The following is a 13,125-nucleotide window of genomic DNA, read 5'->3' on the forward strand; positions in this document are numbered from 1 at the left end:
ATGCTTAAGCAAAGGGGATAGGAAAGATGGCAAAAGTAAAAATTGGCGTTATTGGGTGCGGAAGCATTGCGCAACACCGTCACTTACCAGAATATAAGATGAATGAACAAGTAGAATTAGTAGCCGTTTGCGATATAAACACAGAACGTGCAAACAGCGTAGCACAGCAGTACGGTGTAAAAGCTTACACAAACTACGAAGAACTTTTAGCAAGCGGTACAGTGGAAGCAGTGAGCGTATGTACGCCCAATTATCTTCATGCGCCTATTTCGGTTGCAGCGTTAAACAGCGGAGTTCATGTCCTGTGTGAAAAGCCGATGGCAACATCAGAAGAAGAAGCGAAAGCAATGATTGAAGCAGCAAAAACAAACGGTAAAAAACTAATGATCGGACATAATCAGCGCTTTGTAGCTTCTCATCAAAAAGCTCGTGAACTTATTGAAAAAGGGGAAATCGGTAAAATTTACAGTTTCCGTACGGCTTTTGGCCACGGTGGTCCGGAAGGTTGGAGCGTGGACGGAAAAGACAGCTGGTTCTTCAAAAAAGACGAAGCGTTTATTGGAGCTATGGGGGATTTAGGCGTTCACAAAACTGATATGCTCCGCTACATATTGAATGAAGAAATTGTAGAAGTCGGTGCATTTGTAGAAAGCAATGCAAAAGACTTTGCAAATGTAGATGACAATGCTGTGTGCGTATTAAAAACGGAAAGCGGGATTATCGGGACGCTTGCGGCAAGCTGGGCTTACAATGGAAAAGAAGATAACTCCACGATCGTTTACGGAGAGAAAGGGATTCTTCGTTTGGAGGACGATCCGACGTATTCATTAGTTGCACAATATGCAACGGGTGAAGTGGTGAACTATGAATTAGGAAAAATCCAGTCGAATGATGAAGGCGGACAAAGTAATTCTCACGTCATTGAACAATTTGTAGATGCAGTGGCGGAAGATAAAGAATCTCCTGTTCCTGGTGAAGAAGGATTAAAATCACTTGCTGTTATTTTAGCAGCTTTAAAATCAAGTCAAACGAAACAAATTACGCGCGTGTAAGAGGTGAAAAACGTGAGAATTGGCATAATCGGAGCAGGAGGGATTGCTGTAAGCAGGCATATCCCGGCATTCAAGCAACTGGGTGATGAATGTGTGATTTGGGGGCTTAGCGATATTAATAGTGAAAGAGCCACAGAGGTAGCCAATGAGCATAATATCCCTCACGTATTTGTTGATTACAAAGATATGTTTAAAGAAGTGGATGCTGTATGTATTTGTACACCGAATAAATTTCACGCCGAGTTTGCAGTAGAAGCGCTAAAAGCAGGCGTTCACGTCCTATGTGAAAAGCCAATGGCGATGTCTAAAGAGCAAGGTGAAAAAATGCTTGCTGCTGCTAGAGAATCGGGTAAGCAGTTAGCGATTGCGTATCATTACCGATTCATGAAAGAAGCGCAGGCTGCGAAAAAAATGATGACAGAGGTAGGGCGCCCATTAGTTGCACGTGTCAGAGCAATGCGTCGCCGAAAGGTTCCCGGTTGGGGAGTATTTACGAACAAAGATCTTCAAGGAGGAGGCAGCTTAATTGATTACGGCTGCCATTTGCTTGATTTAACGCTTTGGCTGATGGGAAACCCAAAGCATACTGAAGTGCTGGGAAGTACATATAATGACCTGAGTAAAACGCCTAACCAATTAAATCAATGGGGAGCATTTGATCATGAAACATTCAGCGTAGATGATCATGTAACGGCCTATATTAAATTTGAAAATGGAGCGTCGCTTCTTTTAGAAACTTCTTGGGCTGCTAATATCCAAGATGATGAAGAGCACGTAAGCATATCAGGGGTAGAGGGCGGTTTAAGCGTGTTTCCATTTGAACTATACACGTCTAAAAACGGTATGCTCATGAACAGTACGTCACCGTGGATAGATGGAGAAGATGATTACAGCCTGAGTCAGGCTAAAAATTTCGTTGAAGCGTGTAAAGGAAATGCTGAATTAGTGGTAAAGCCACAAGAAGCGCTTCAAGTCTCAGCTATTATTGACGAAATATATCGCACAGGAGGAAATTAAAATGAAACTTGGAGTATTTACGGTCTTATTTGCGGATCTTTCTTTTGAAGAGATGTTAGATAAAGTAAAAGCAGCAGGTCTTCATGCTGTTGAAATCGGAACGGGCGGCTATCCGGGAAACAGCCATTGTCCGCTAGATGAGCTGCTTGAAGATGAAGAAAAAAGAGAAGCATATATGAAGCAGATAAAAGACCGCGGACTTACAATCAGCGCATTTAGCTGCCACGGCAATCCTATTTCACCTGAGGCAAGTTTTGCAAAAGAATCTGACGAAACGCTTCGCAAGACCATTCAACTAGCATCATTAGTAAATGTTCCAGTGGTTAACTGCTTCTCTGGAACAGCTGGAGATCACGAAGAAGCGAAGTACCCAAACTGGCCTGTTACTCCCTGGCCTAACGAGTATGGAGACGTATTGAATTGGCAGTGGGAAAATAAGCTTGTTCCTTATTGGAAAGAAATTGGAGAACTAGCGGAGGAGCAAAATGTAAAAATTGGTTTAGAACTTCACGGCGGATTTTTAGTTCATACTCCGTATACGCTCCTAAAGCTTCGCGAAAAAACAAGTCCAGCGATTGGCGCTAACCTTGATCCAAGTCATTTATGGTGGCAAGGAATTGATCCGGTAGGAGCTATTAAAATTTTAGCAAAAGAAAATGCAATTCATCATTTCCACGCAAAGGATACGTACTTGGACCAAGATAATATTAACATGTATGGCCTAACAGATATGCAGCCATACGGAGAAGTCCAAACGCGTGCATGGACGTTTAGATCCGTAGGATGCGGACATGATGTAAAAGAGTGGTCTGATATGATGAGTGCACTTCGCACATACGGATACGATTATGTAGTCAGCATTGAGCACGAAGATCCAATCATGTCGATTGAAGAAGGATTTAAACGCGCGGTTACAAACTTACAAAGTGTATTAATTGAAGAAACTCCCTCACAAATGTGGTGGGCGTAAGCAAAAAGAAGCATCTCTAAAAAGAGGTGCTTCTTTTATTTTCGTTAATAAATCAATTCGCCTTTTGTTCACCTGAATTTCGATACAAACGGGTGATTGGTAACCCAAAAACGCCAAGGGTAATCCTTCGCTTCACCAGAATTATCAATGCCAACGCGAGGTCCGGCGGAAATCTCTGAAGGAGTGAAGCCACGAGCAATATAAAGAGGAGGACTGGTTAAATCATGACCGTACAAATCCATTGAAACCCCTAGTGCTTTTGTTAGTTTCCCAGGGCCGTTTGTCCAATTTATTTCATTTTCCATCCCTCGACGTCTATGTTTCATCAAATTTTTTCCGCTAAATGGCTCAATAGCTCGAATGAGGACGCCTTCTGGACAATCGATGTCGCTGCTTACAACATTGAGTAAACAATGTGTATGCATTGTATGCGTATAGGCATGACCAGAAGGACCGAACATTACCTCCGTTCTTTTTGTGCGCCGGTTATTAAAGCTATGAGCTGCTCGGTCGAAAGGCCCTTTATAAGCCTCAGTTTCTACAATGAAACCAGATGCAGTTCCTTCCGCCGTTTCGTGAACAAGAAGACATCCTAACAGCGACTGAGCTAATTCAAGTGTAGGCTGTTGATAAAATAAAAGAGGAAGTGGTTCAATCGCTAAAAGAGAACGCGTCATTTGCTGTAGTCCATCCTTTCAAAACAGAGTCATTCACGCTGTTATGCGCATCTTTTATTATGATGTTTTCTTTGTTATTTTGCAAAGGAAGGCACTGATTAATACAGTAATCTTTCTTACCCCACGTTCAAGTATTTATCATGATTCAACTTACTCTATGAAATTATTTTATTTGAAAGAGTGGTTTCGTTTTGCACGTATAGGGGGAATATTTTACTACAATACTTCGCTTTTGCTGCGGGTATGATATACACAGTTCATCCATATTTTACATACTTTTAGTTTTAAAAAATAGTGATCCGTCTTTTCTTTATTTTCGTTCTACACATGAAAGCAAAATAAAAAGATTGAATTGTAGAAAGTTCTTTATAAATGGAAATAAAGAAAAAATATCCTTCAAAGAGTATTTAAGGGATTTTAGAACATATTAAAAATAAAATTTATACACTGTGAGGAATAGCTATGAACATCCACTTTGATACATTAATGAACTTATCAATTAAACATATTTTTGGGCCTGCCTCTCAAACGATCAACTATCTGACATATCACTCAAAGCAGGTTCACGACGGATCAGTATTTTTTAGTATAAAAGGTGAAAATGAAGATGGACATCAATATATTAAAGAAGCTATAGCCAGAGGAGCCGTAGCAGTCTTTGGGACAAGCATTGAGGAGCTGCGTCTTTTGGGCACTCAGTATTCTCACTGTACGTTTTTAGCAGTTGACGACGTTCGCAAAGTAATGGCATCTTTTTCTAAAATGTATTTTGATTATACGGATGAAAAAATTGAGACAATTGGCGTTACAGGTACAAATGGTAAAACAACCGTAGCAGCTTACGTAAGGTCGCTTTTAACCCTTTTAAAATTGCCGACAGGATCGATTGGCACGACCGGCATTTGGTCATCAAAGAAGAAGTTAGTTTATAAAAAAAGTACGCCTACAACACCTGAATCGGTAGACTTGCATAAAATTTTTTATGATTTGTATACAAGAGGCGACGAAGCGGCAGTGATGGAAGTATCTTCAATTGCGATTGATCAGCAGCGAGTAGAAAATATTTATTTTGATGTAGCCATTCACACAAATCTTTCAGAAGAGCATCTAGAGTATCATAAAACGTTTGAACACTATAAAAAGTGCAAGATGAAATTATTTCAGCAGGCAAAACATGCCGTTATTAATATAGATGATCAGGACATGGGTAAAGACTTAAGCAGGCTATTTGAAGGACCTAAAGTTACGTATAGCTTATTAAATAATGCGGAGGCCACTCTGCAAGCAAAAAATATTACTGTCAAAGAAGGGGGCTCTTTCTTTGATTTACTGTATAAAGGACAGTCATACAAAGTAGCAGTGCCTGTATATGGCGATTACAACATTGCTAACGTGCTAGCGGCCATTGGTACAGCTCTTCACTTTGAATACCACATTGAGGATATTATTAGCGTGCTTCCTCAATTGGAAAGTCCAGAAGGGCGCTTTCAAGTGATGGAAGGTCCTAATAACCAAAAAGTGATTTTAGACTATGCTCATACGCCTGTTGCCCTTACGCGTTTAGTAGAAGAAGTAAAAAAGATGGAGTATAACCAGCTAATTGTCATGATTGCAGGGATTGGCATTCGAGATTTTAATAAAATGCCTAAAATGGCGCGTGTCATTGAAGGAAATGCTGATGAAATTGTCGTAACTGTTGATCATCCAGGTCATCATGATCCGAACGTAATTGTAGATCAAGTAATGACGGGTTTTTCAAATCCAAGCGCAAGTAATATTCACCGTGCCCCTACTCGAACAGAAGGAGTATTAAAGTCGCTTTCTTTAGGAAAGCCGAATGATATTATTTTACTCACAAGCGGCTGTATTAACGGCGCTCAGCTTGTAAAAGGCAACGAAATTCCGCATTCAGATGAAGAAATTATTGCCTCTTATTATGCATCGTTAAGCAATATTTCCTAATACTCTTCTTCATTTATCGAACGAACGTGGAGAAATTGAAACAGCATACGAAAAAAGGTCTCTTACTATTTTTAGAGACCTTCTTTTTGCATCAAAACTATAGGCTGTTTTCTCGCTGTGTTTTTGGTTCTTCAATTTTTACATCATGTTCTTTAGCCAGCTTTTTAATAGCTGCATTGTAATCGCGTATGCCTTTTCGTGCCTCATCAAGCATAGCGTTTGCCTCAGCAATAAGATTGCGGTCCTGCTTTTCTAAAGCGCTGACAATTTTAATGAAAGCATTATACTGGGTATTGGCAGCCTTTATATAGCCTTCATGAACCTTTCGAAGATCGTCGGTTTCTACATCGATGTTTTCTAGTTCGTCAACAAATTTACGATAGGTAGGAATGACTTCACTCGTCATCGTATCATACATCACCGCGTCACTTGTGTAGTTAGCGCCTGTAACAGAATCGTATGCGTCAATCGCTTCTTTTTCAAGCTGAGCGGCTTTTTTTAAATCTTGGTTGTTATAGTCGATTAAATCATCTTGAACAGGATCACTAAAGCAGGCGGATAATAAAAACAAAAGAGGGACAAGACAAAATAAAACCTTCTTCAACGAATTTCACCTCCGTTTAACAATGTATGAAATATCTGCTTGGCAAAGTCGGTTTTAATAACTGGAGAAAAAGAAGGGAGTGTATAAAAGGATTTTTAAAGGTCGGCAGTGAATTTATTCATAAGTCGGTTTGTAGTTGACCACCCCTTAGTAGCAGGAAGGAAGAGAAAATGATTAAAATAAAAAGAGACCACTTAACGAACAATGAAGTTATTGAACTAGTAAGTTCTCACCTTCAAGGAATGAACTTACATTCACCCCCTGAAAGTATTCATGCTCTAAATATTGAAAGCTTAAAACACCGTGATATTACGTTTTGGAGCGTGTGGGAAGACAGCCAGCTAGCAGGATGCGGGGCTATAAAAGAGTTAGATGAGCACCACGGAGAAATTAAATCGATGCGAACAGCCGCGGCTCATTTGCGAAAAGGAATTGCTAGGAAGCTGCTGCAATACATAATAAATGAAGCACAAAAACGAGGGTACCGACGCTTAAGCTTAGAAACAGGATCCGCGTCTGCTTTTGAACCGGCTAGAAAGCTGTACGCCAGTTTTGGATTTTACGAGTGCGAACCGTTTTCTACTTACAAAGAAGATCCATACAGTGTATTTATGACAAAGAAATTGAATGATTAAAAGAGGATGGGACAAAAGTATTTTAGTTGAAGGAACATCCGAACGAGGAATCAAGATTCTTGATGAAGAATCCAACTCGTTCGGATTTGTCATGGTGATGGTGAACGTAGGTTTCGTATATGTAGTTGCTTCAAGCGGTTGATTTAGTTATGTCTCCACCTATTTATTTTTTGTTTTGTCATAATTCATATAAAAAGGTATAAACTAGGTTTTTTCACTAGACAAAAAGGTTTTTCCTATGTAGTATAGGTGTCAGATAATACAAAACGAATGTTCAGTATAAATAATAAATGTGCGGGGCGGTGGAAATAGCTTGAATAAAAAAAAGCTTCAAAGTGAACAAACCAAAAGAAAAGTGGCAGATGCCGCTAAAGCATTGTTTTCTCAAAAAGGTTATAAAGCTACATCTATTGAGGAAATTGTAGAAGCTACGGGAAGCAGTAAAGGGAATATTTATTATCACTTTAAAAGTAAAGAAGGGCTTTTTCTCTATTTAATAGACGAATGGGATCTCGAGTGGGAACGAAACTGGAAAGAAAGAGAGTCTCTTTACAAAACAACAAGAGATAAGCTTTTTGGAATTGCGGAGCAAATCATTTTAGATGATTTGAATCATCCTCTTACGAAAGCCGCCGATGAGTTTTTTAACAACGAGGAAAAGGGCAGCGACATCGAAGAGCGAATTGATGAGATGGTGAAACGACACGTGGAATTTAACCGGGAACTTTTGCAAAAAGGCATTGATGAAGGAGAGTTTTCTCCTAAAAATGCAGAACAGCTTGCAGTGATTTTAGAAGGGCTGTTTGTTGGAATGAGCCGCATGTCTCGAAAAATGAACACGGAAAATGCCCTGCAGCTTTATCATTCAGCAATCGATGTATTTTTAAACGGAATTATAGCAAGGTCTTCTTAAATAATCGGGGATGCTTATTGCGGTAATGAGCAATCCCTCATTATTTTGTATTTTTATAGACCGAACGTTCAGTATTTTTGTAATCAGGAGGTTTATATGTCATTATTGTTAAGAAATCGAGCGGCGATTTTGCTGCTCATGCTAAACATTTTTATTATTTTTACAGGAATCGGTCTCGTTATTCCAATTATGCCAACATATATGACGGAGCTTCATATCAACGGCAGCGTGATGGGGCTTTTAGTAGCGGTGTTTTCACTAACTCAATTTCTGTTTTCACCTTTAGCGGGCCGGTTATCAGATTCGTTAGGGAGAAAGAAAATTATTGTAGCGGGAATGATTGTTTTTGCTTTGTCTGAATGGTTCTTTGGTTCAGTGAGTACACCTCTTTTATTATTTGTATCGAGAATGTTAGGCGGGGTCGGGGCCGCGCTTATTATGCCTGCTGTTATGGCCTATACAGCGGACGTCACGTCTGCTAAAGAACGCGCTAAAGGAATGGGCTATGTGACGGCGGCGATTACAACAGGATTTATTATTGGGCCCGGTATTGGAGGCTTTTTAGCTGAATACGGCATGCGTGTACCATTTTATATGGCCGCAGTAGCAGGAGGCTTGGCTGCAGTGATTACGCTTTTTGTTTTGCCAGAGTCTCGTCCTGTACAAAATCATGCTGTTTCAAACAATGAGAATCCAAAAGAAGATCGGCTGCTACTGCAGCTTATGAATTCCTATAAAGAACCTTATTTTCTAAGTTTAATTATTGTTTTTGTGACATCGTTTGGATTATCCAATTATGAAACGATTTTTTCACTATTTGTTGATCATAAATTTAGCTTTACCCCAAAAGATATTGCGTTTGTTATTACGTTTGGCTCTATTGCGGGGGCTGTAGTGCAGGTTACGATTTTTGGCTGGATTTTAAATAAGTTTGGTGAAAAAAGAGTGATTTCGTTTTGCTTGATGATGACGGGACTTTTTATTTTACTTACGCTGTTTGTGCACACGTACTGGCTTATTATTGTTGTGACATTCATCGTCTTTTTAGCAACAGATATTTTACGTCCGGCAATCAGCACGCAAATGTCGATGATGGCACAAGACGACCAAGGGTATGTAGCCGGACTAAATTCTGCTTATACAAGTCTCGGGAATATTATTGGACCAGTTGTAGCAGGCTTTCTCTTTGATATAAACATTAATTATCCGTACGTATCAGCTGCACTTGTACTGCTGCTTTGTTTTCTTTTATCTTTAAGAACAGGGAAGGACAGAAAAACAGCTGTGAGAAATCAAGCGGTTCAAGAGAAATAACCATAAGGAAAAAATGATAGAATTCCTAGGGAATTGAAGACCTCGAGTAGCTTACTGGAGGTCTTTTGATTATTCTTTTAGTAAAGGTGTAAGGTTTACAATGGTACTCAGCCTATAGAGAAGCTTTATTTTATCGGCAAAATAGTGAAATGGTTGCAAATAAAAAAGGTTAATAGTAAACTTTATACGTAACAAGAATAGTATGGGAGCTTGTGCGGGGCAGGCTGAGAGTACAGGGACGCCTGTTGACCATTTGAACCTGTTGGATAATGCCAGCGCAGGGAATGTGAGTACATACCAAAGCACTTTGCGCATGCAAGGTGCTTTTTTGTCTTTTTTTGCAGTGTTAAAACTAAATGAAAAGAGTGAGAGAATATGGATATTAGTAAAATTTCAGCTCAATTAGAAAAAGTAAGAGATACAAGTCCGCTTGTTCATAATATTACGAATGTTGTGGTAACCAATTTTACAGCAAATGGCCTGCTTGCACTAGGAGCTTCACCTGTTATGGCTTATGCGAAGGAAGAAGTGGCTGACATGGCACGAATCGCCGGAGCGCTTGTCTTAAATATGGGTACACTGACGGCTCAAGAAGTAGAAGCGATGAGAATAGCAGGAAAATCTGCAAATGAAAATGGCGTGCCGGTTATTTTCGATCCTGTAGGAGCCGGAGCGACACCGTTTCGTACAGAAGTAGCACGTCAGCTTGTAGAAGAATTAAATATTGCAGTTATTCGTGGTAACGCTGCTGAAGTTGCGAATGTAGTAGGCGAGTCATGGCTCATTAAAGGCGTTGATTCATTAGAAGGGCAAGGAGACGTCATTGAACTTGCTGAGAAAGCAGCGAACAAATTAGATACAGTGATTGTTATCACGGGTAAACAAGATGTAATCACAGATGGAAACACAACGTATACAGTAGACAACGGTCACCCGTTATTTACGAAAGTGACGGGGACTGGGTGTCTGCTGACATCAATTATAGGAGCTTTCGCTGCTGTAGAAAAAGAATATGTCGAGGCAAGCGTTGCTGCTTTAAGTTTTTACGGAGTGGCAGGTCAAATCGCCGCAGCGAAAAAAGGTGAAGAAGGACCGGGAAGCTTTCAAATTGAGCTGTTAAATCAGCTTCATCTTTTATCTGGGCAGGATATTGAATCATATGCAAGAGTACATCAACGTTAAAAGGAGCCGGAAAATGACAAACGAAGAAATCAAAAAGCTGCTGCAAGTTTATTTTATAATGGGCAGCAATAACTGTACAAAAGATCCGAAAGAAGTGTTGAAAGAAGCAATTGAAGGCGGAGTTACCGTGTTTCAATTTCGTGAAAAAGGCGAGGGTGCCCTAACAGGAGAAGCGAAGTATCAGCTTGCGAAGGAACTTCAGCAAATTTGTCAGCAGCACAGCGTTCCTTTTGTTGTGAATGATGATCTTGACTTAGCCATCCGCTTACAAGCAGATGGCGTTCATATTGGACAGGAAGATGAAAAAGCTCATATTGTTCGAGAGAAAATAGGAAAAGGAATTGTAGGCGTCTCTGTTCATAATGTACAAGAGCTGCAGCAAGCGATAAAAGACGGGGCAGATTATGTAGGAATGGGACCTGTTTTTCCTACTTCTACAAAAAAAGACGCAAAAGCAGTGCAAGGTACAAAGTTAATTGAAGAAGTGCGAAACCAGAATATTGACTTTCCAATTGTAGGAATCGGTGGCATCACGCCTGAAAATGCCAAACAAGTAGTAGAGGCAGGTGCAGATGGCGTTTCTATTATTACCGCGATTAGCTTAGCAGCGTCTCCAAAAGAAAAAGCAGCTCAATTGAAAGAAGCGGTAGGAAAATAAAAAAGCGCACAGTGTGCGCTTTTTTATTATAGCTGAACAGTTTGGGGAGTTTCTTCGCCTTCATTCATAAAGCGAATTTCGTTCGGCGTAATTTCAAGAACAACATACTCAGGGTCATTTGGACCGTCAAACCATTCTTTCATGTGATCGTTCCATATACGCCCTTTTAATTGATCACCAGTACGAAGAACAGCTGTACCAGATAATTCTAAGTATTGATCGCCATATCCTTCGCCGCTGTAGCCCAATAGTACGTGCACGTTCGGATTGGCTTCGATTTCTTCTGCCTTATGTGTATTGATATTTGTTGGTGTGTAAAGAGCGATACCATCTTCATCGCTAAAGAATGTCATATAGCGAGAGTGGGGTTTGTTGTTTACAACTGTGGCTAATGTTCCTACACGATTTCCTTCTAATACTTCGTTTACTTTTTTAGCAATTTTTTGTTCATTCATTTTATCCATCTCCTTTATTACTTTTTATGTTCCTCAAACGAAGATAAATAAAACATACATGTCTAAAAAAATATAAGTTAACAATAAAATAATTATGTAAACTAGTAAAATGAAAAATAAAAAAAGCTAGCTACAGCTAACTAAAAAATAAGCCCGCACTGCCGTAACCCTAAGTGTCTTAAATACCCAGATCTACTAGGTGGGTGCCCTCATAGCCGGGTTTAGCGTCCCAAGAAGGGCGTGCTATCTGCAGCTAAATTTTGAGCTCCCTTTTAACACTCAAAGGTTTAAGACAACATGAGTATACGCACAGCGCAGGTATGTATAACAAATGTAAATAAGATGCCGATATATAAATGTTTTCTAATTAATCAACTTTCATCGTACAAGAAATGATTATAACGGAATAATGAATGGAACGCAAGACTTTTATTTAAAGTTTTTCTTCTCTAACATCTTGGCGGGGAAGCAGTAACAAAATAAGAAAAGGGCCCGCAACTGGAATGAAACATAAAAGAAGGTAAGGCCGGGATGCTATCCTTTCTTTTGTCATAACGGAGTAAGAAAGCCACGTTAAAACAAAAAAATCAGCGGTCATCACGCTAACAAGCTGTGACTGCATAAAAGCATCTCCATAAGCTTTTATTGAACCTACGGATAGTCCGTATACGTAACCTGCAATCGTGAGCACTAAGCATAGTCCAATCCATAGATGAGAAGAAATGATAGCAATGAAACGTGAAGGAATACGCGAACGTGTTCGAACTTTTTGTCCTTTCCAATGATAATAGAACAAAAGAGAAAAAGCTCCAAGCGCAAATGATAGAAGAGAAAATGGCCATCCAGGCAGTTGTATGTATCTTTTTTACAGATTATTACCATAAACAATACTGGGAAAAGTCCTAAAAAAGAGAATACCATAACCACGAGCGGATCTACCAGTTGAAAATTTTCGGTGATAAGATTTTTAAACAGCAAATCATTACCGGCGCTTGCTCCCGGAGCTAGCAGCCAGGCGTATAGTACAAGCATAGCCCATACAATGATATACATATTCTCAACTCCTTTTAATTGTTTTAGTGTACAAAAACCATTTCAGTATATTTCCCCGTCTTGTGACGAAGGGAAACGCTTGAAACTCTTCTTTAATTAGGTGTAATATTACACTAAAGAAATGTACGTGTATAGAAAGAAAGGGCTGTGAAAATGAATAAACAAGAAGTAATTAAATCAGTATCGGATAAAATACGATTAATTCGTTTAGAAAGAAACTATTCACAAGACAGAATGGCTGAAGTCATTGGTATTTCCAAAAAAACATTGGTTCAAATTGAAAAAGGGCGCACGGAAGCAGGGTGGACGACCACTGTTGCAGTATGCGGTTTGTTTGGTGACAGTGAAATCCTTCAATCGGTTTTGGGAGACGTTCCTTTAGAAGTAGTAGAAATCATTGCTCATAACGGCGTATCTTCTCCAAAAGATAAAACGCTCGGAGGAAGAGTATGGTGGAAAGAAATTCAAAAAGAAGGCTCTTTTCGTCTGCAGCAAAATATGATTAGTCAGCACTATCGCATTTTAGATGACCAAGACTATCGATGGTTTAGTTCATTTGATAAAAGCGAAGCGGTGAAAAGGTTTGAACAATTAACGAATGAATAAAAAAGAGGCCGAGACGTAACGACATCA

15 protein-coding genes, 1 other RNA gene and 1 riboswitch are annotated in these 13,125 nt (G+C 39.6%); of the genes, 11 read left to right on the forward strand and 5 right to left on the reverse strand.

Features of this window, described 5'->3' with window-relative positions:
* Positions 1-26 precede the first annotated feature (26 nt).
* Genes OK414_RS10975 through OK414_RS10985 form a run of 3 tightly spaced genes read left to right on the forward strand, consistent with a single transcriptional unit; the run spans position 27 to position 3,039 of the window.
* Positions 27-1,052, forward strand: a complete 1,026-nt coding sequence (locus OK414_RS10975) for a Gfo/Idh/MocA family protein (protein ID WP_016763946.1) — start codon at positions 27-29, stop codon at positions 1,050-1,052.
* 12 nt (positions 1,053-1,064) lie between these two features.
* Complete coding sequence (locus tag OK414_RS10980; protein WP_034652538.1) at positions 1,065-2,069, forward strand: Gfo/Idh/MocA family protein; 1,005 nt, start codon at positions 1,065-1,067, stop codon at positions 2,067-2,069.
* A gap of 1 nt (position 2,070) precedes the next feature.
* Complete coding sequence (locus OK414_RS10985; RefSeq protein ID WP_047931639.1) at positions 2,071-3,039, forward strand: sugar phosphate isomerase/epimerase family protein; 969 nt, start codon at positions 2,071-2,073, stop codon at positions 3,037-3,039.
* 68 nt (positions 3,040-3,107) lie between these two features.
* On the opposite strand, the gene OK414_RS10990 is transcribed toward OK414_RS10985, so the two are convergent.
* Positions 3,108-3,716, reverse strand: a complete 609-nt coding sequence (locus OK414_RS10990; protein WP_216875138.1) for a DNA-3-methyladenine glycosylase — start codon at positions 3,714-3,716, stop codon at positions 3,108-3,110.
* Between the two features lie 462 nt (positions 3,717-4,178).
* Here OK414_RS10990 and OK414_RS10995 point away from each other — a divergent pair, with 462 nt between their 5' ends.
* On the forward strand, positions 4,179-5,678 hold the full coding sequence (locus tag OK414_RS10995) for a UDP-N-acetylmuramoyl-L-alanyl-D-glutamate--2,6-diaminopimelate ligase (protein WP_263045592.1): 1,500 nt from the start codon (positions 4,179-4,181) through the stop codon (positions 5,676-5,678).
* A 97-nt stretch (positions 5,679-5,775) separates the two neighbouring features.
* Here OK414_RS10995 and OK414_RS11000 read toward each other — a convergent pair whose 3' ends face one another.
* Positions 5,776-6,282 carry a hypothetical protein gene (locus OK414_RS11000; RefSeq protein WP_013082979.1) on the reverse strand — a complete coding sequence of 169 codons (507 nt, stop codon included), beginning with the start codon at positions 6,280-6,282 and terminating at the stop codon, positions 5,776-5,778.
* Between the two features lie 170 nt (positions 6,283-6,452).
* On the opposite strand from OK414_RS11000, the gene OK414_RS11005 reads away from it, so the two are divergent.
* From OK414_RS11005 to thiE, 6 genes are all read left to right on the forward strand, one after another.
* A complete protein-coding gene (locus tag OK414_RS11005; RefSeq protein WP_013082980.1) occupies positions 6,453-6,917 on the forward strand; it encodes a GNAT family N-acetyltransferase in 465 nt (154 codons plus the stop codon).
* A complete protein-coding gene (locus OK414_RS11010; RefSeq protein WP_155276306.1) occupies positions 6,910-7,059 on the forward strand; it encodes a hypothetical protein in 150 nt (49 codons plus the stop codon). The genes OK414_RS11005 and OK414_RS11010 overlap by 8 nt, the downstream gene beginning before the upstream one ends.
* A gap of 171 nt (positions 7,060-7,230) precedes the next feature.
* On the forward strand, positions 7,231-7,830 hold the full coding sequence (locus OK414_RS11015) for a TetR/AcrR family transcriptional regulator (RefSeq protein WP_034652522.1): 600 nt from the start codon (positions 7,231-7,233) through the stop codon (positions 7,828-7,830).
* Between the two features lie 96 nt (positions 7,831-7,926).
* A complete protein-coding gene (locus OK414_RS11020) occupies positions 7,927-9,144 on the forward strand; it encodes an MFS transporter (RefSeq protein ID WP_034652520.1) in 1,218 nt (405 codons plus the stop codon).
* Positions 9,145-9,336: 192 nt separating this feature from the next.
* Positions 9,337-9,445, forward strand: a riboswitch (TPP riboswitch).
* Between the two features lie 74 nt (positions 9,446-9,519).
* Positions 9,520-10,326, forward strand: a complete 807-nt coding sequence (gene thiM / locus OK414_RS11025) for a hydroxyethylthiazole kinase (protein ID WP_013082983.1) — start codon at positions 9,520-9,522, stop codon at positions 10,324-10,326.
* Positions 10,327-10,339: 13 nt separating this feature from the next.
* Positions 10,340-10,984: a thiamine phosphate synthase gene (gene thiE, locus OK414_RS11030; protein WP_013082984.1), complete on the forward strand. Its 645-nt coding sequence runs from the start codon at positions 10,340-10,342 to the stop codon at positions 10,982-10,984.
* Between the two features lie 26 nt (positions 10,985-11,010).
* Here the strand turns inward: thiE and OK414_RS11035 are convergent, their stop codons facing one another.
* The 3 genes from OK414_RS11035 to OK414_RS11045 all read right to left on the reverse strand — a co-directional run bounded on the left by OK414_RS11035 (position 11,011) and on the right by OK414_RS11045 (position 12,235).
* Positions 11,011-11,439, reverse strand: a complete 429-nt coding sequence (locus OK414_RS11035; protein WP_013082985.1) for a pyridoxamine 5'-phosphate oxidase family protein — start codon at positions 11,437-11,439, stop codon at positions 11,011-11,013.
* A 146-nt stretch (positions 11,440-11,585) separates the two neighbouring features.
* Positions 11,586-11,763, reverse strand: a non-coding RNA gene (ssrS, locus tag OK414_RS11040) — 6S RNA.
* A 109-nt stretch (positions 11,764-11,872) separates the two neighbouring features.
* Positions 11,873-12,235: a hypothetical protein gene (locus OK414_RS11045; protein WP_230586565.1), complete on the reverse strand. Its 363-nt coding sequence runs from the start codon at positions 12,233-12,235 to the stop codon at positions 11,873-11,875.
* Positions 12,236-12,645: 410 nt separating this feature from the next.
* On the opposite strand from OK414_RS11045, the gene OK414_RS11050 reads away from it, so the two are divergent.
* On the forward strand, positions 12,646-13,098 hold the full coding sequence (locus OK414_RS11050; RefSeq protein ID WP_028408681.1) for a helix-turn-helix transcriptional regulator: 453 nt from the start codon (positions 12,646-12,648) through the stop codon (positions 13,096-13,098).
* The last annotated feature ends 27 nt before the right edge of the window (positions 13,099-13,125 follow it).

Source organism: Priestia sp. JV24 (assembly GCF_025910025.1).
Lineage (GTDB): Bacteria > Bacillota > Bacilli > Bacillales > Bacillaceae_H > Priestia > Priestia megaterium.